The organism is Streptomyces sp. NPDC093598, assembly GCF_044764825.1.
In the GTDB taxonomy this organism is placed as follows: domain Bacteria; phylum Actinomycetota; class Actinomycetes; order Streptomycetales; family Streptomycetaceae; genus Streptomyces.
Genome location: NZ_JBIWIV010000006.1, coordinates 1 through 17,396, shown reverse-complemented (window position 1 = coordinate 17,396; position 17,396 = coordinate 1). Strand labels below are relative to the sequence as shown.

General features: G+C 72.4%; 13 protein-coding genes and 1 pseudogene. 12 read left to right on the top strand and 2 right to left on the bottom strand.

Annotation, left to right across the window (positions count from 1 at the left end):
* Nucleotides 1-170: 170 nt before the first annotated feature.
* Both ACIRDU_RS20090 and ACIRDU_RS20085 read left to right on the top strand, forming a co-directional pair.
* The gene (locus ACIRDU_RS20090) at nt 171-3,845 is read left to right on the top strand and encodes a glycosyltransferase (RefSeq protein ID WP_403581284.1); all 3,675 of its coding nucleotides are present in this window, start codon (nt 171-173) and stop codon (nt 3,843-3,845) included.
* Nucleotides 3,842-5,374: a DUF5719 family protein gene (locus tag ACIRDU_RS20085; protein ID WP_403581282.1), complete on the top strand. Its 1,533-nt coding sequence runs from the start codon at nt 3,842-3,844 to the stop codon at nt 5,372-5,374. Before ACIRDU_RS20090 ends, ACIRDU_RS20085 begins: the two co-directional genes overlap by 4 nt.
* A gap of 20 nt (nt 5,375-5,394) precedes the next feature.
* On the opposite strand, the gene ACIRDU_RS20080 is transcribed toward ACIRDU_RS20085, so the two are convergent.
* On the bottom strand, nt 5,395-5,850 hold the full coding sequence (locus ACIRDU_RS20080) for a metallopeptidase family protein (RefSeq protein ID WP_403581280.1): 456 nt from the start codon (nt 5,848-5,850) through the stop codon (nt 5,395-5,397).
* 294 nt (nt 5,851-6,144) lie between these two features.
* On the opposite strand from ACIRDU_RS20080, the gene ACIRDU_RS20075 reads away from it, so the two are divergent.
* The 9 genes and pseudogenes from ACIRDU_RS20075 (at nt 6,145) to ACIRDU_RS20035 (ending at nt 14,917) form a co-directional block, all read left to right on the top strand.
* On the top strand, nt 6,145-6,567 hold the full coding sequence (locus tag ACIRDU_RS20075; protein ID WP_403581278.1) for a DUF3499 domain-containing protein: 423 nt from the start codon (nt 6,145-6,147) through the stop codon (nt 6,565-6,567).
* A gap of 107 nt (nt 6,568-6,674) precedes the next feature.
* Nucleotides 6,675-7,044, top strand: a pseudogene (locus ACIRDU_RS20070) (hypothetical protein); the annotation flags it as partial.
* Between the two features lie 104 nt (nt 7,045-7,148).
* On the top strand, nt 7,149-8,513 hold the full coding sequence (locus tag ACIRDU_RS20065; RefSeq protein WP_403581276.1) for a phosphomannomutase/phosphoglucomutase: 1,365 nt from the start codon (nt 7,149-7,151) through the stop codon (nt 8,511-8,513).
* A 70-nt stretch (nt 8,514-8,583) separates the two neighbouring features.
* Nucleotides 8,584-8,754 (top strand): Trm112 family protein, encoded by a 171-nt coding sequence (locus ACIRDU_RS20060; RefSeq protein ID WP_403581274.1) that lies wholly within the window; start codon nt 8,584-8,586, stop codon nt 8,752-8,754.
* A 112-nt stretch (nt 8,755-8,866) separates the two neighbouring features.
* Nucleotides 8,867-9,994, top strand: a complete 1,128-nt coding sequence (locus ACIRDU_RS20055; RefSeq protein ID WP_403581273.1) for an SIS domain-containing protein — start codon at nt 8,867-8,869, stop codon at nt 9,992-9,994.
* Nucleotides 9,995-10,050: 56 nt separating this feature from the next.
* A complete protein-coding gene (manA, locus tag ACIRDU_RS20050; protein ID WP_403581272.1) occupies nt 10,051-11,202 on the top strand; it encodes a mannose-6-phosphate isomerase, class I in 1,152 nt (383 codons plus the stop codon).
* Between the two features lie 153 nt (nt 11,203-11,355).
* A complete protein-coding gene (locus ACIRDU_RS20045; RefSeq protein WP_403581270.1) occupies nt 11,356-12,336 on the top strand; it encodes a cation diffusion facilitator family transporter in 981 nt (326 codons plus the stop codon).
* Between the two features lie 382 nt (nt 12,337-12,718).
* Nucleotides 12,719-14,173: an adenosylhomocysteinase gene (ahcY, locus tag ACIRDU_RS20040; RefSeq protein WP_403581268.1), complete on the top strand. Its 1,455-nt coding sequence runs from the start codon at nt 12,719-12,721 to the stop codon at nt 14,171-14,173.
* A 132-nt stretch (nt 14,174-14,305) separates the two neighbouring features.
* A complete protein-coding gene (locus ACIRDU_RS20035) occupies nt 14,306-14,917 on the top strand; it encodes a hypothetical protein (RefSeq protein WP_403581267.1) in 612 nt (203 codons plus the stop codon).
* Between the two features lie 37 nt (nt 14,918-14,954).
* Here the strand turns inward: ACIRDU_RS20035 and ACIRDU_RS20030 are convergent, their stop codons facing one another.
* Nucleotides 14,955-15,920, bottom strand: coding sequence for an RDD family protein (locus tag ACIRDU_RS20030; RefSeq protein WP_403581266.1), 966 nt, complete (start codon nt 15,918-15,920; stop codon nt 14,955-14,957).
* A gap of 128 nt (nt 15,921-16,048) precedes the next feature.
* Here ACIRDU_RS20030 and ACIRDU_RS20025 point away from each other — a divergent pair, with 128 nt between their 5' ends.
* Entirely contained in the window at nt 16,049-17,056 is a 1,008-nt protein-coding gene (locus tag ACIRDU_RS20025) for a stage II sporulation protein M (RefSeq protein ID WP_403581264.1), read from the top strand.
* The last annotated feature ends 340 nt before the right edge of the window (nt 17,057-17,396 follow it).

Genomic DNA, 17,396 nt, shown 5'->3' with positions numbered 1-17,396 from the left:
TCGACTCTTACGCACGGACCTGTCTGACGGCCCGTCGCCGGTGGGTTGTCCACAGGCTGCGGGCCGCCTTGCCGCGCAGCCGATAGTGTGGTCGCTCGTCCGAGACGCCCCGCCGCCCCCACCGGGCGCAGGCGTCCACCGCAGTCCACCGAACCGGGGCCCGTACCTCGATGTCCGTGCACAGCCACTCGGCAGCTCCTCACGACAGCGCTGCCACACCTGAGTTCCCGCGTCATGTGGTGACCGCGGTCCTCGTCTCCCACGACGGCGCCCGCTGGCTGCCCGACGCGCTCGCCGGACTGCTCGGCCAGGAGCGGCCCGTCCAGTACGCGATGGGGGCCGACACCGGCAGCTCGGACGCCTCCGCGCAGCTGGTCACCGACGCGCTCGGCGCCGACCGCGTGCTGCACCTCGCCCGCCGCACCGGCTTCGGCCAGGCCGTCGAGGAGTGCGGCCGCACCGCCCCGGTCCTCACCCCGGACGAGCTGCCGTACCTGAAGCGCCCCAGCGGCTGGGACCCCGTCACGCGCTCATGGCGCGACGACGCCTACGACCTGCCCGAGCTGCCGCACGGCGAGCCGGTGCAGTGGCTGTGGCTGCTGCACGACGACTGCGCCCCGGACCCGGACGCCCTGGCCCAGCTGCTGCGGGTCGTGGACAACGAGTACGAGCTGGGCCGCGACGACGTCGCCGTCGTGGGCCCCAAGCTCCGCGGCTGGTACGACCGGCGGCAGCTGCTGGAGGTCGGCGTCTCCATCGCCAACTCCGGCCGCCGCTGGACCGGCCTGGACCGCCGCGAGCAGGACCAGGGCCAGCACGACCACGTCCGGACCGTGCTGTCGGTGTCCACCGCCGGCATGCTCGTCCGCCGCGACGTCTTCGAGCAGCTCGGCGGATTCGACCGCCATCTGCCCCTCATGCGCGACGACGTCGACCTGTGCTGGCGCGCCCACGCGGCCGGCTACCGCGTCCTGGTCGCCCCCGAGGCGGTCGTCCGGCACGCCGAGGCGTCCAGCCGCGAGCGCCGCACGGTCGACTGCGTGGGCCGTACGGCGGCCTCCCCGCACAAGGTCGACAAGGCGGGCGCCGTCTACACCCTGCTCGTCAACTCGCGTACGGCCGTGCTCCCCTGGGTGATGCTGCGGATCGTGCTCGGCACCCTGCTGCGCACCGTGGCCTACCTCGTCGGCAAGGTCCCCGGACAGGCCGTCGACGAGATTCGCGGCCTGCTGGGCACCCTGCTCAGGCCCGAGCGGATCCTCGCCGGGCGGCGCGGCAGAGGCGCCCCCCGGATTGACAAGGGCGAGCTGCGGGCGCTGTTCCCGCCGCCCGGCGCGACCGTCCGCGTCACCGTCGAGCAGGTCGCGAGCAGTCTCGTCGGCCGCTCCGACCCGGAGGTCGTTGCCGGAGCGGGACGGCACGGCGGCGCCGTCGAGTCGGGCCCCGGCGGTGACGACGCCGACTTCCTGGAGATCGAGCAGTTCGCCCGGCTCAAGCGCATCGCGCGCAAGCCGGGCCCGGTGCTCTTCCTGGTCCTGCTGCTCGTCTCCCTGGTCGCCTGCCGCCAGCTCCTCGGCGGTGGCGCCCTCGCGGGCGGCGCCCTGCTGCCCGCCCCGGCCGACTCCTCCGAGCTGTGGGCGCGCTACCTGGACGCCTGGCACCCGGTCGGCGCCGGCGGCACCTCGTCCGTGCCGCCGTACATCGCGCTCGTGGCGATGCTGGCGTCCCTGCTGTTCGGCTCGACCGGCCTCGCCGTCACGGTCCTGCTCGTCTGCTCGGTGCCGCTGGCCGGTGTCACCGCCTACTTCGCCTCCCGCCCGCTCGTCGAGTCCCGGCTGCTGCGCGCCTGGGCGGCCGTCGTCTACGCCTTCCTGCCCGCCGCCACCGGCGCCCTCGCCGGCGGCCGCATCGGCACCGCCGTCCTGGCCGCGCTGCTGCCGCTCATCGCCCGCGCGGGCATCGCGGCCGGCGGTCTCACGCGCTCCTCCGGCGCCCGCGGCAGCTGGCGCGCCACCTGGGCGTACGCGCTGCTGCTGACCGTCACCACCGCCTTCACGCCGATCGTGTGGCCCATCGCGCTGCTCCTAGGCGTCGGGCTGCTGGTGCTGCGGCGGGGCGACATCACGGCCTACGGGCTGCGGTTCCTCGCCCAGCTCGGCACCCCCCTGCTGCTGCTCGCACCCTGGTCGTTGACGCTGCTCCCGTTCGGCTTCCTCCGGGAAGCGGGCCTCGAGTACGGCCCCTCGGCCGCCTCCGCCCTCGACCTGCTCGGCGCCAGCCCGGGCGGCCCCGGCACCGTCAGTGGCCTCATGCTCATCGGCATCGTGCTGGCCGCCCTCGCCGCCCTGGTGCGCTCGGAACGCCAGTCGGGCATCTGGACGGCCTGGGCGGTCGCCCTGGTCGGCTTCGTCTTCGCGGTCCTGTCCAACAGCTCCACCTGGGCCGGCCCGGCGACCCTCGTCTACGGCATCGCCCTCCTGGCGGCCGCCGCGCTCGGCGCCGACGGGGCACGCGCGCGTGTGGCCGAGCAGAGCTTCGGCTGGCGCCAGCCGGTCGCCGTGCTGATCGCCTTCGCCTCGGCCGCCGGCCCGCTGCTCATCGCCGCCGGCTGGATGATCCGCGGCGCCGACGGCCCTCTGGAGCGGCGCGACCCGACCCAGGTCCCCGCGTTCGTCGCCGAGGAGAGCGGCACCCGCGACCAGGCCCGCACCCTCGTCCTCGACAGCGACTCCGCGGCCCACGTCGGCTACATGCTGGTCCGTGGTTCGGGTGCCCGCCTCGGGGACGGTGAGATCGCCGCCGCCGACGGCGAGAACAGCAGGCTCGACAAGGTCGTCGCCAACCTGGTCGCCGGTTCCGGCGCCGACCAGGCCGACCAGCTCGGCGGCTTCGCCGTGCGCTACGTCCTCGTCCACCAGGGCGCGCCCCGCGAGGTCACCCGCGTCCTGGACGCCACACCCGGCCTGACCCGGCTCAGCCAGCAGGACGGCGGCGCCCTGTGGCGCGTCAACCGCGAGGTCGCGCGCGCCACCCTCGTACCCGCCTCCGGATCCGCCGGCACCCCGCAGCCCGTCGCCGCCGGACCCGTCGACATCCACACCACGATCCCGGCCGGCGCGGGTGGGCGCGTGCTGCGTCTCGCCGACTCCGCCTCGGACGGCTGGTCCGCCACGCTCGACGGCGAGCCGCTGACCCGCACCACGGTCGACGGCTGGGCCCAGGGCTTCGAACTCCCCGCCGCCGGCGGCAGGCTGGACGTCACCTACGACGACCCGATCGGCCACACGGCCTGGCTGTGGGCCCAGGGCCTCCTCGCCGTCGTCCTCTTGGTGCTCGCCCTGCCCGGCCGGCGCCGCGACATCGACGACGACCTGCCCGAGGAGCCGGCCGTCCCCGCCGAGGCCGTCGCCGGCGAGGGCCGCCGCGCCCGCCGCCTGCGCGCCCAGGCGGAGGCGGAGGCCGAGGCCGAAGGGGCTGCCGTACCCGAGGAGTTCCCGCCCCCACAGCCGGAGCAGCCGCCGGCGGCAGTGCCGCAGCAGCAGAACTACGGTGAGTGGGACAACGCCGGCTACCAGGGCGGCGAGTACGCGGGCTACGGCGACCAGTACCGAAACGCCCCGTATCCGGCGGACGCCTACGGGCAGCAGTACCAGGCGGACCCGTACCAGGGCGGCCAGTACGACCCGTACGCGTACGGCGGCCAGGGCCAGACCCCGGCCGCGCCGTACGACCAGCAGGGCTACGACCAGGCCTACCAGCAGGGCTACGGCACGCCGTACGACCCGGCGCAGCAGCACCACCCCCACGGCACGGGCAGTGAGCGTCCCGACGGGAGCCAGCAGTGAACCGCACCACCCTGTCCCTGATCGCCGGCACGACCGCGCTCGCCGCCGTCACCGGCTTCGCCGTGCTGTCCCAGCCGGACGCCCCGGGCACGGACACCGCCGCCAAGGCGGCCGCCCAGCTGCCCGTGGAGCGCACGAGCCTGTTGTGCCCGGCGCCCAGCACGTCCGACCTCGCCGAGACGTCCTACACCTCCTTCACGCCCGTCACGAAGGGCACCGGGAGCGGTGGCAAGGCCGAACTCCGGGCGGCCACCGAGGAGTCGGCGGACCCCTCGGCCGGCGGCCAGGACGAAGGCAAGGGCAAGGACGACGGGAAGTCCGGCAAGGACAAGCCCGCGAAACCCGTGCTGACTCCCGAGGAGCCCGGCAAGCCGGTCACGGGCGACAGCTCCGGCGGCGACGCGCCCGCTCTCGTCGGGACCGCGGACGGCAGGTTCGCGCCCGGCTGGACCGTCCAGGAGACGACCGAGGTCGCCGCGGGCACCGGACGCGGCCTCCAGGGCGTCAACTGCACCGCTCCGGACACCGACTTCTGGTTCCCCGGCGCCAGCACGGACGCCGATCGCACCGACTATGTCCACCTGACGAACCCCGACGACTCGGCCGCCGTGGTCGACATCGAGCTCTACGGCAAGGACGGCGCCCTGAAGTCCGCGGTGGGGGAGGGCATCACCGTCCAGCCGCACTCCAGCGAGCCGGTCCTGCTGTCCACCCTCAGCGACGAGCGGCAGACGAACCTCACCGTGCACGTCAACGTCCGCAGCGGACGCGTCGGCGCCGCCGTGCAGGCCCTGGACGACAAGCTCGGCGGCGACTGGCTGGCCGCCTCCACCGACCCGTCGGGCAGCCTGGTCCTGCCCGGCATCCCCAAGGACGCCACCTCCGTGCGCCTGGTCGCCTTCACCCCCGGCGACACCGACGCGGACCTGAAGGTGCGTCTCGCCTCCCCCTCCGGACTGATCACCCCGGCCGGTCACGAGACGGTGCACGTCAAGGGCGGCATGACGACCGCCGTCGACCTGGGCGACGTCACCCGCGGCGAGGCGGGCTCCCTGGTGCTGACCCCGACGGACCGGTCCGTGCCGGTCGTGGCGGCCCTGCGGGTCGTCCGGGGCAAGGGCGACAAGCAGGAGACGGCGTTCATCCCGGCCACCCGCCCCGTCGGCACGCGCGCGACGTCCGCGGACAACAGCGGCAAGGGCAGCACCCTGTCCCTGACGGCCCCCGGCGCCGCCGCCACGGTCAAGGTCACCGCCTCGGCCGGCAGCGAGGGCGGCACACCGGTGTCGAAGACGTACACGATCAAGGCCGGCACGACCCAGGACATCGAGCCCCCGGTCCCCGGCGGCCTGAAGGGCACCTACGCGCTCACGGTCGAGCCGGTCTCAGGCGGCCCGGTCTACGGGGCCCGCACCCTGGCGGCGAGCGAGGGCGGCGTCCCCGCCTTCACCGTGCAGACACTGCCGGACGACCGGGGGACGGTGGCCGTACCGGAGGCGGACGAGGACCTGTCGGTGCTCCAGAAGTAGGACTACGGCCGGCGTCCGTCTCAGCCCTGGTCCTCGCCGTACCGCGGATCCACCGTCTCCGGCGTCAGCCCGAGCAGCTCGGCGACCTGCTCCACGACGACCTCGTGCACCAGCGCCGCCCGCTCGTCGCGCCCCTTGGTGCGGATCTCGACCGGCCGCCGGTAGACGACCACACGCGCGGGGCGGCCCTCGCGCGCGCTGATCGTGCCGCCGAGCGGGACCGCCTCGTCGTTCCAGGCCTGGCCGGGCCCGTCGAGCCGGGGCACCTCCAAGACCAGGAAATCGATGTCCGCGAGCTGCGGCCAGCGTCGCTCCAGGCGCTCCACGGAGTCCTGCACCAGATCGGCGAACACGTCCGCGCGGCTCGCGGCGAGCGGCACCTGCGGCGGTGCGATGGGGCCGCGCATGCCCCGTCCGTGGCGATCACGGCGGCGGGGCCCGAGGGCGGCGGCACGGGGCGTTACGGGCTTGTCCATCACTGGTGAAGGGTAGTCCCCGCCGCGTGCCTGTGCCCGGCACCGCACGGCGGCACGGACGGCTTCCGGCCGACGCGCAGGGCATGTCGTTACATGACCGTTCAAGCCAAGGTTGGGCTCAAATCCGTATCCCGCCGAGACCGGCGACCTCACGGCAATTGAGGGTTTTGTGGTGACTCTCGACCGCTGGTGGGACCGTCCGGCACCTCGGGTGGCGCCGTCCTGGCAGGTCAGCAAGGTGTACCTGAAGGGGGGTGTGGGGCGTTTCACAGCACGACACGGTGGGGTGACCTGGTGGAGAGTCGTCGCGGCCCGCTCAAGAGTGCGGTACCGTCCAACGTCGTGAGCCCTGTACGTCGCTGTTCGCGCACCGCTTGCGGCCGTCCCGCCGTCGCGACGCTGACGTACGTCTACGCCGACTCGACCGCGGTCCTCGGCCCGCTCGCCACCTACGCCGAACCCCACTGCTACGACCTGTGCGCCGAGCACTCCGAGCGCCTCACAGCCCCGCGCGGCTGGGAGGTCGTGCGGCTCCTCGACGGTTCGGCTCCGGCCCGCCCCAGTGGCGACGACCTGGAAGCGCTTGCGAACGCCGTGCGCGAGGCGGCCCGTCCGCAGGAGCGGGCGGCAGGGGCCGGTGGCGGAGGCCGCGGAGCCGACCCGATGGAGGTCGCGCGCCGCGGGCACCTGCGAGTCCTGCGCTCGCCCGAGAACTGACCGCCCTCCCTCGGTTTCTCCCCACACACGCCCGTAGACGCCGCCTTGGCGCGGACATGACCATTCCGTTGAGGTCATGGGAGATCGCTTTCGCGTGACGTTGCCCGCGCGAGACCTGGGTTCCCGCCCTGGCGTGCGGAGTCGCCTTCGCCGTCGCCCGGTTCACCGCCTCCCACTACGTCTCCGCCCAACTCGCCGGTCTCGGCGCCGCCCTGGGAGGACCCGCCCCGCGAGGTCCTGCGCGCGTACGCCCCCTGCGCGCTGATCGTCGTGATCCTCTCTGCCGCGCAGACGGACGTCGCAGGGCCCGACGGCGAACCGGTCGCCGGCGAGGTTTTCAGCCGGCCCCTCGGACCGGCGGGCCGTGAGGGCGACTTGCTGCGCAGGGTGCTGCCGTGGAGCCTGGGCCTGCTGCTGGTGATGTGCCTGATCGTGGTCGGCCAGAGCACACCCGTCCTGGACCGGACGCTGCCCTGACCTGAGGTTACGGCTGTGAGTCCACTCGGCGACCGCACGGCGGACTGTCAGCGGGTGCGGGTAGTTTGGACCGACCTATAGGACTTTCCAGGAAGAGGCTGGGCGTGGCTGCTGATCTGTCGCAGGTCGTCAAGGCGTACGACGTACGCGGGGTCGTCCCCGACCAGTGGGACGAGTCCCTGGCCGAGCTCTTCGGGGCGGCCTTCGTGCGGGTCACCGGCGCGAGCGCCATCGCGACCGGTCACGACATGCGTCCCTCCTCACCGGGCCTGTCGCGTGCCTTCGCGCGCGGGGCGGCCGCGCTGGGCGCGGACGTGACGGAGATCGGCCTGTGCTCGACGGACCAGCTGTACTACGCCTCGGGCGCGCTGAACCTGCCGGGCGCCATGTTCACCGCCTCCCACAACCCGGCTCAGTACAACGGCATCAAGATGTGCCGCACGGGCGCCGCCCCGGTCGGCCAGGACACCGGCCTCGCGGAGATCCGCGAACTGGTCGAGCGCTGGAGCGAGTCGGGTGCCCCGGAGCCGGCCGCGCAGGCGGGCACGATCACCGGCCGCGACACGTTGTCGGACTACGCGGCACACCTGCGCTCCCTGGTCGACCTGACCTCCATCCGCCCCCTGAAGGTCGTCGTCGACGCGGGCAACGGCATGGGCGGGCACACGGTCCCCGAGGTCTTCGCCGGCCTGCCCCTCACCCTGGTGCCGATGTACTTCGAGCTCGACGGCACCTTCCCCAACCACGAGGCCAACCCCCTCGATCCGGCCAACCTGGTCGACCTGCAGAAGCGGGTCCGCGAGGAGGGCGCCGACCTGGGCCTCGCCTTCGACGGCGACGCCGACCGCTGCTTCGTCGTCGACGAGCGCGGCGAGCCGGTCTCCCCGTCGGCGATCACCGCCCTGGTCGCCTCCCGCGAACTGGCCCGGCACGGCGGCAAGGGCACGATCATCCACAACCTGATCACCTCCTGGTCCGTCCCCGAGGTCGTCGAGGAGAACGGCGGCAGCCCGGTCCGCACCCGCGTGGGCCACTCCTTCATCAAGGCCGAGATGGCCCGCACCGGCGCGATCTTCGGCGGCGAGCACTCCGCGCACTACTACTTCCGCGACTTCTGGAACGCCGACACGGGCATGCTGGCCGCCCTCCACGTCCTGGCGGCCCTCGGCGGCCAGGACGGCCCCCTGACCTCCCTCGTCGCCCAGTACGACCGCTACGCCGGCTCCGGGGAGATCAACTCCACGGTCGCCGACCAGCAGGCCAGCCTCGCCGCCATCCGCTCCGCGTACGGGGCCCGCGAGGGCATCACCCTCGACGAGCTCGACGGCCTCACGGTCTCCGCCACCGACTGGTGGTTCAACGTGCGCCCGTCCAACACGGAACCCCTGCTGCGCCTGAACGCGGAGGCGAGGGACGCCGAGACGATGGCCAGGGTGCGGGACGAGGTGCTGGGGATCATCAGGGGCTGAGGAGCCGCCCCCACCGGCGGTAACCTGACCAGGCACGACCCCAAGCGCCCGCACCTCGAAGGAAACCCCTATGCCCCTCGAATCCGGCCTCCTCGAGATCCTCGCCTGCCCGGCCTGCCACGCCCCCCTCACGGAGCAGGACAGCGAGCTGATCTGCACCGACACCAGCTGCGGCCTGGCCTACCCCGTCCGCGACGGCATCCCCGTCCTTCTCGTCGACGAGGCCCGCCGCCCCGCGTGACCGGCGGGGGCGCATGCACCCTCACAGCACTCCGGTGCACATAGCCCACGGCACAACGGGCACGATCCAGGACACCCTCATATCGGACCCCGGCGATGGGAAGCTGCCGCCCATGCTCGACGAATCGCTGCTCGACTCCCCGGAGGGCCTCGCCGAGGCCGACCACCGCGGGCTGCTCCGCGGCGCCGCAGAAGCCGGCGCCCGCGTCCGCACAGCCGCCCGCCACGCCGCCGAGGCGGGCGTGGGCGACCTCAAGCCGGACGGCCGCCCCCGCGCCGTCCTCATCGCCGGCCCGGGTGCCGCCGCCACCCACGCCGCCGACCTCATCGGCACACTCGCCGGCGCCGGCAGTCCGGTCACCCGCCTGGCCCCCTCCGGCGTAGCCCCGGCCGCCGGCGCCCTGCGCTGGGAACTGCCCGGCTGGGTCGGCTCCGTCGACCTCCTTCTGATCACCACCCCGGACGGCACCGAACCCGGCCTGTCCCTGCTCGCCGAGCAGGCCTACCGCCGGGGCTGCTCCGTCGTGGCCGTAGCCCCCGCCGGTACCCCGCTCGCCGACGCCGTCCAGGGCTCGCACGGCCTGTTCGTGCCCATGGCGACCGCCCCGTACGACCAGGACGAGCCTCTCGCCGCGTCCGCCCCCGGCGTCCTGTGGGCCCTGCTCACCCCGCTGCTCGCGCTCCTCGACCGCACGGGTGTGCTCGCCGCCCCGCCGGACGCCCTCGGCAAGGTCGCCGACCGCCTCGACCGCGTGGCCGAACGCTGCGGCCCGGCCATCGCCACGTACAGCAACGCCGCCAAGACCCTGGCGGCCGAGCTCGCCGACGCCCTCCCGATCGTCTGGACCGAGGGCACCTCGGCCGGCCCCGCGGGCCGCCGCTTCGCCGCCGCCCTCGCCGAACTGTCCGGCACCCCCGCGGTCGTCGCCGAACTCCCCGAGGCCCTCGCCGCCCACAGCGCCCTGCTCGCCGGCCCGCTGGCCGCCAGCGCCGACCCCGACGACTTCTTCCGCGACCGGGTCGAGGAACCACCCGCCCTGCACGCGCGCGTGGTGCTGCTGCGCGACCGCCCCATCGGCGGCCTCACCGCCGCCCCCGGCGCCCGCGACCTCGCCCTCAGCCACGACACACCGATCAGCGAGCTGGAACCGGAGGCGGGCGGCGAACTGGAGACCCTCGCGGAGCTGATCGCCATCACGGATTTCGCCGCGGTTTACCTGGCGCTCGCTTCGAGGGCTTGATCTTGCCCGGGACACCCTGACGCGCCCGCACCCCCGCACACGCAGAGAGAACCCCCATGGACCGCCTCGACAACACCATCCGCCCCTACGCCTGGGGTTCCCCGACCGCCATACCGCAGCTCCTCGGCGTCGAACCGACCGGCGAGCCGCAGGCGGAGATGTGGATGGGCGCCCACCCGGGCGCACCCTCGCGCACCCACCGGGGCACGCTCGTCGAGGTCGTCGACGCCGACCCCGAGAGGGAACTCGGGCCCGGCGCCGTCGCCAAGTTCGGCCCCCGGCTGCCCTTCCTCCTCAAGATCCTCGCCGCGGGCGCCCCGCTCTCCCTCCAGGTCCACCCCGACCTCACGCAGGCGCAAGAGGGCTACGCGGACGAGGAGCGCCGCGGCATCCCCGTCGACGCCCCGCACCGCAACTACAAGGACGCCAACTACAAGCCAGAACTGATCTGCGCCCTCACCGAGTTCGACGGCCTGTGCGGCTTCCGCGACCCGCTGGAGGCCGCGGCCCTCCTCGACGACCTCGGCGTCGACTCCCTCAAGCCCTACGTCGACCTGCTGCACGCCCACCCCGAGGACGCCGCCCTGCGCGAGGTCCTCACGGCGATCCTGACCGCCGACCCCGACGAGATGTCCCGCACGGTCGCGGAGGCGGCGACCGCCTGCACCCGCCTCGGCGGCGCCTACGCCCCCTACGCCGACATCGCCCACCACTACCCGGGTGACCCCGGCGTCATCGCCGCGATGCTGCTGAACCACGTCCGGCTCCAGCCCGGCGAGGCCCTCTACCTCGGCGCCGGCGTCCCGCACGCCTACCTCGAGGGCCTCGGCGTGGAGATCATGGCCAACTCCGACAACGTCCTGCGCTGCGGCCTGACCCCCAAGCACGTCGACGTCCCCGAACTCCTGCGCATCGTCCGCTTCCGCCCCGGCGACCCCGGCGTCCTGCGCCCCGAGGCCTCCCCGGACGGCGAAGAGGTCTACGAAACCCCGATCGACGAGTTCCGCCTCTCCCGCTACGTCCTCCCCGCGGCGGGCGCCGCCCACGACCTCACCCGCCCGACCCCGCAGATCCTGCTCTGCACGGCCGGCACCGTCCGGGCCGGCGAACATGACCTGACCCCCGGTGCGTCCGTCTTCGTCCCGGCCGGCGAAAAGGCCGAAGTGTCCGGAACGGGAACGCTTTTCCGGGCCACCGTCGTCGCCTGACCGTTTCGACGGCCCCGTGCTGGTGACCTGACTCACCGCTGGGGCGGCGGGCTGCAACAATGGCCCACCGTCAAGCACGGGCAAAGTCACGGGTGCCGCACCAACGCGTCGCCCCGGGCCCTGGAACGGCGTACGAAGGGACAACGCGGACATATGAGCGCGTCAGGCGGCACCAAGGCGATCGTGGCGGCACTGGCCGCGAACCTCGCGATCGCGGTAGCGAAGTTCGTGGCGTTCATCTTCAGCAACTCGTCGTCGATGCTCGCCGAGTCCGTCCACTCGCTCGCCGACTCCGGCAACCAGGCACTGCTCCTGCTCGGCGGCAAGAAGGCGAAGCGCGAGGCGACCCCGCAACACCCCTTCGGCTACGGCCGCGAGCGCTACATCTACGCCTTCCTCGTCTCCATCGTCCTCTTCTCGGTCGGCGGCATGTTCGCCCTCTACGAGGGCTACGAGAAGATCAAGCACCCGCACGAACTGACGAACTGGTACTGGCCGGTCGGCGTCCTGGTCTTCGCGATCATCGCCGAGACGTTCTCCTTCCGCACGGCCATCAAGGAGTCCAACGTCCTGCGCGGCCACCGCTCCTGGAAGGAGTTCGTCCGCCACGCCAAGGCTCCCGAGCTCCCGGTCGTCCTCCTGGAGGACCTCGGCGCCCTCGTCGGCCTGATCCTCGCGCTCGGCGGCGTCGGCCTCGCCCTGCTCACCGGCGACAGCGTCTGGGACGGCATCGGCACCCTCTGCATCGGCGTCCTGCTCATCCTGATCGCCCTGATCCTCGCAGCCGAGACCAAGTCGCTGCTGCTCGGTGAGTCCGCGGGGGTCGAGGAGACCCAGAAGATCGAGGCCGCCGTCGTCGACGGCGACACGGTCACCCGCATCATCCACATGCGCACGCTCCACATCGGCCCCGAGGAGCTCCTCGTCGCCGCCAAGATCGCCGTCCGGCACGACGACACGGCGACTGAGATCGCCGCCGCCATCGACGCCGCCGAGGCCCGCATCCGCGACGCCGTGCCGATCGCGCGCGTGATCTACCTCGAGCCGGACATCTACAGCGAGAAGGAAGCCGCCAAGGGCCCCGACCGCGAGGCCTCCCCGGGTGGACCGGCCCCTCACCCCACCGACCACTGACACCTTCCTCTCTCCGGCCCACGGGGCCCGCCGAACCACTCGGCGGGCCCCGTCCGGCTTCCCCGGCCGTCCACCACCCCGCCCGTCTCCGGCCGCTCCCGGCCGCCTGCCGCGTCCCCCGATCCGTCACATGATCGGCTCCATGTGTTTTCCGGCGGACTGGGGATCGCACCCGCGCCCGGTGTAGCTTGGGACGGAGCCAGACGTCGCTGCTGATGGCGGTCGGGCGGTCCCCTCGCGGACCGGCCGAGGGAGAGAGGGCCTCCGACGGACTGCGCTGCGCGCACGCGGGCATGCCTGTGTCCTCTTTCGGGCACCCTGTGTCCGCCGCCGCGCAGACCAGCCGTACCCACCTCGACCCAACCCCGAGGAGCAGCTCGTAATGACTGTCGACCACCGACAGGACTTCAAGGTCGCCGACCTCTCCCTGGCCGAGTTCGGCCGCAAGGAGATCACCCTCGCCGAGCACGAGATGCCGGGCCTGATGGCGATCCGCAAGGAATACGCCGAGGCGCAGCCCCTCGCCGGCGCCCGCGTCACCGGCTCCCTGCACATGACCGTCCAGACCGCCGTGCTCATCGAGACCCTGGTCGCCCTCGGCGCGCAGGTCCGCTGGGCCTCCTGCAACATCTTCTCCACCCAGGACCACGCGGCCGCCGCCATCGCCGTCGGCCCGAACGGCACCGTCGACAACCCCCAGGGCGTCCCGGTCTTCGCCTGGAAGGGCGAGACCCTGGACGAGTACTGGTGGTGCACCGAGCAGGCGCTGACCTGGCCGGACAGCCCCACCGGCGGCCCCAACATGATCCTGGACGACGGCGGCGACGCCACCCTCCTCGTCCACAAGGGCGTCGAGTACGAGAAGGACGGCAAGGTCCCCTCGCCCGACACCGCCGAGTCCGACGAGCACCGCGTCATCCTCGAACTGCTGAACCGCACCATCACGGACGGCTCGCAGAAGTGGACCCAGCTGGCCTCCGAGATCCGCGGCGTCACCGAGGAGACCACGACCGGCGTCCACCGCCTGTACGAGATGCAGCGCGACGGCACCCTCCTGTTCCCGGCGATCAACGTCAACGACGCCGTCACCAAGTCGAAGTTCGACAACAAGTACGGCTGCCGCCACTCGCTCATCGACGGCATCAACCGCGCCACCGACGTCCTCATCGGCGGCAAGACCGCGGTCGTCTTCGGTTACGGCGACGTGGGCAAGGGCTGCGCGGAGTCCCTGCGCGGACAGGGCGCCCGCGTGATCGTCACCGAGATCGACCCGATCTGCGCCCTCCAGGCCGCGATGGACGGCTTCCAGGTCACGACCCTCGACGAGGTCGTCGACAAGGCCGACATCTTCATCACCACGACCGGCAACAAGGACATCATCATGGCCTCGGACATGGCCAAGATGAAGCACCAGGCCATCGTCGGCAACATCGGCCACTTCGACAACGAGATCGACATGGCCGGCCTCGCCAAGATCCCCGGCATCGTCAAGGACGAGGTCAAGCCGCAGGTCCACACCTGGACCTTCCCCGACGGCAAGGTGATCATCATCCTGTCCGAGGGCCGCCTGCTGAACCTGGGCAACGCCACCGGCCACCCGTCGTTCGTGATGTCCAACTCCTTCGCGGACCAGACCCTGGCCCAGATCGAGCTGTTCACCAAGCCCGACGAGTACCCGACCGGCGTCTACGTGCTGCCCAAGCACCTCGACGAGAAGGTCGCCCGCCTCCACCTCGACGCGCTCGGCGTGAAGCTGACGACGCTGCGCCCCGAGCAGGCCGAGTACATCGGCGTCCAGGTCGAGGGCCCGTTCAAGCCGGACCACTACCGCTACTGAGCCGAGCGGCACCGCTGCCGGCCAGTTCGCTGCCGGTCAGATCTCCGAGGCAGGCCCCCGCACCCCCGTGCCGGGGGCCTGCCCCGTTCGACCGGCCGGCGACCGGCCCGCCCGTCAAGACCCAGGACCCCCATGCCCCGCGGCCGCTATTCGCATCACGATCCGCACGATCACACCCCCCTCGCAGAAGAGCACTTCCAGTGCGCCCCCGGCCCCTCCGGCTGGCGCTACGTCTCCCAGCTCACCACCCCCTCGGGCGGTCACCACGGCTCCGTCGACCTCACCCTCGACGAACTCGGCCGTCCCATCCGCCTCGAACTCCACGCCGCCGCCTGGCAGGTCCGAGGCGCCGCCCTCGACGGCGTCACCTGGGTCCGCACCGACCCCACCGGAACCGAGGCCACCGAAGGCAATGTGCGCGCCCACGCCTTCACCGGCACGTCCCCGGCATTCCTCGTCGCCACCGCCCGTCTCCTGCGCCTCACCCCCTCCGCGGCCACCCGCGTACGCCTTGTCGCCTTCACGGACCCGGTCCTGGCCCCCCGCACCGTGGACCAGTCCTGGACCTTGCTGAGAAGCGAAGCACACGCCACTGACAACGGCCCCCTGACCGTGGACGAATACCAGGTCACAGCCCTGGACACGGGCGAGCAGCACACCGTGCACCTCGCCGGCGACGTGGTGCTCGCGGCGCCCGGCATCGAGCTCGAAGACCTGGAATCGCCGCCTTCGGTGTTCCCCTGAGCAGGCAACCGCCCTGAGCGGCAGGCAGCACCCGCACCTACGCCGGCGGCGCGAACCCGGTGCTGGGCCGCTCGCTCGCCGAAACCTCAGGTGACTTCGCGGGACGTTCCCCGCCGGACGGCTCGGAGGCAGCCTCCTGCGGGCGGGGCTCCGGCTGCCTGTGCACCGCCGGTCGGGGCGCAGCCGGTGCCTCGCCCGTATCCACCGGGCCGCTCGTCACCGGAGCCGCGGCGGACGTGGCCGACCGGGCCGCATCGCTCCCGAAAGCCCGCCGGGCCTCCCGCGCCTGCCGTTCCTGCACGACCGCCGCCAGATACGCCGCCGGCGGCACACCCTGCGGCACCGGAGCCCCCGTACGCTCCGCCAGATCCGACGCCAGCCGCTCCGCCATCGACCAGCCCACCTGCGGATCCAGCTGCTGCATGCGCGTCAGATACTGCCGGACGGCGAGCCACAACCCGTCGGGCACCGCGGACAGATCGAGCCCCGAGAACCGCCCCGACAGCCAGGGCGGCGGAGGCGGCACGAAACCGGTCCGGGCGACCGGGATCCGCTCCCGCACGACAAGGGTCCCCGCGAACACATCACCCAGCCGCCGCCCACGCGCCGACACGAACGACGCGATGCAGGCGACGGTCCCGAAGGTCATGAGGATCTCGATCACACCGATCAAGCCCCTCACCAGCGCATGCCGGAACCGGATCGGACCCCCGTCGTCCCGCACCACACGCAGCCCGCACGCCATTTTCCCGAGCGAACGCCCGTGACTGAGCGTCTCCACCGCGATCGGCCCGCCCACCAACACGAGAACGAACGCCGCGATCGACAGCGCCGTCTGCGCCGCCTCGTCGAGAGAGGCCGTGGAAACGACCAGCGCGATGGTCACCGCGACGTAGACCGCCATGGCCGCCACCAGATCGAGCAGCACGGCCAGCGCCCTGCTGGGCAGTCTCGCGGGGCGCAGCTCCAACGCCACAGCCTCGCCCGTCACCAGCTCACTCACGCCCGCCGTCCTTCCCCTGCCCTGCCCCCGACAGGGCCAGTCTGCCAAGCTGAGGGCGCATCGCACCGTAGTACGACAAGCTGATCCACGACGAGCTGCCGACGACCAGCCGAGGAGCAGGCACACCGATGGACCTCGACGTCTTCGTCTCCGCCCACCGAGCGGAGTGGGACCGCCTCGAAGCCCTGCTCCGTCGCCAGCGCCGTCTCAACGGAGCCGAAGCCGACGAACTCGTCGCCCTCTACCAGCGCACCGCGACGCACCTCTCCCTGATCCAGTCCAGCGCTCCCGACCCACAGCTGACCGGCCGGCTCAGTCAGCTCGTGGCACGCGCGCGTAGTGCCGTGACAGGCACCCGACGCGCCTCCTGGCGCGACGTCACCCGCTTCCTCGCCCACGGCTTCCCCGCCGCCGTCTACAAGTCACGGCACTGGTGGGTACCCACGGCGCTCCTGTCCACGGTCGTCGCGGCTCTCCTCGGCTGGTGGATCGGCACCCACCCCGATGTACAGGCCTCGATCGCGGCCCCAGGCGAACTTCGCGAGCTCACCCGCCCCGGCGGCCAATACGAGACGTACTACTCCAGCCACCCGGCCGCCAGCTTCGCCGCCCAGGTCTGGACGAACAATGCCTGGGCCGCCGCCCTGTGCCTGATCCTGGGAGTCTTCCTGGGACTCCCGGTCATCTGGATCCTCTTCCAGAACATGCTCAACCTCGGCATCGGCGTCGGGCTGATGTCCTCGGCCGGCCGCCTCGACACGTTCCTCGGCCTGGTCCTCCCGCACGGCCTCCTCGAACTGACCGCCGTCTTCGTCGCGGCAGGCACCGGCCTGCGCCTGGGCTGGACCCTCATCGACCCCGGCCCCCGCACGCGACGCACAGCTCTCGCGGAAGAGGGCCGAGCCGCCATAGGCATGGCCATAGGCCTCGCCCTCGTCCTGTTCGTCTCCGGCGCCATCGAAGGCTTCGTCACCCCGTCCGGACTCCCCACCTGGGCCCGCATCAGCATCGGGGTCGCCGCGGAAGTGGCCTTCCTGGCCTACGTCTACGTCCTGGGTGGCCGTGCCGCCCGGGCGGGAGAGACCGGCGACGTCGAGGCGGCGGAACGCAGCGCGACCGTCCCCACAGCCGCCTGATCGTTCCGTGACCGCCGGATGTGCGACCACCTCCGTTCAGCTGCTAGTCTCCTCTTCGCCCCACAGGAGCCGTTGACACGGCGAGTGCGGGGAGGTAGATTAGAACAGTTGCCTGGAGATGGGCTCTAGTCCCAGACCGGCCACAGTGAACATCTGTCTGCTTCTTGAAACGCTGATTTCATTGAAGCCACTCCCGATGAATCGGAAATGAGCGGCCGGTCAGTCCGGCCCGAATCTTCTGATAAAGTCGGAACCGCCGGAAAGGGAAACGCGAAAGCGGAAACCTGGAAAGCACCGAGGAAATCGGGTCGAGAAAAGATCTGATAGAGTCGGAAACGCA

Coding starts and splice junctions, on each gene's coding strand:
- ACIRDU_RS20090 (WP_403581284.1), top strand. CDS start 171: ATGTCCGTGCACAGCCACTCGGCAGCTCCTCACGACAGCGCTGCCACA.
- ACIRDU_RS20080 (WP_403581280.1), bottom strand. CDS start 5,850: ATGGACAAGCCCGTAACGCCCCGTGCCGCCGCCCTCGGGCCCCGCCGC.
- ACIRDU_RS20060 (WP_403581274.1), top strand. CDS start 8,584: ATGCCCCTCGAATCCGGCCTCCTCGAGATCCTCGCCTGCCCGGCCTGC.
- ACIRDU_RS20055 (WP_403581273.1), top strand. CDS start 8,867: ATGCTCGACGAATCGCTGCTCGACTCCCCGGAGGGCCTCGCCGAGGCC.
- manA (WP_403581272.1), top strand. CDS start 10,051: ATGGACCGCCTCGACAACACCATCCGCCCCTACGCCTGGGGTTCCCCG.
- ACIRDU_RS20045 (WP_403581270.1), top strand. CDS start 11,356: ATGAGCGCGTCAGGCGGCACCAAGGCGATCGTGGCGGCACTGGCCGCG.
- ahcY (WP_403581268.1), top strand. CDS start 12,719: ATGACTGTCGACCACCGACAGGACTTCAAGGTCGCCGACCTCTCCCTG.
- ACIRDU_RS20035 (WP_403581267.1), top strand. CDS start 14,306: ATGCCCCGCGGCCGCTATTCGCATCACGATCCGCACGATCACACCCCC.
- ACIRDU_RS20025 (WP_403581264.1), top strand. CDS start 16,049: ATGGACCTCGACGTCTTCGTCTCCGCCCACCGAGCGGAGTGGGACCGC.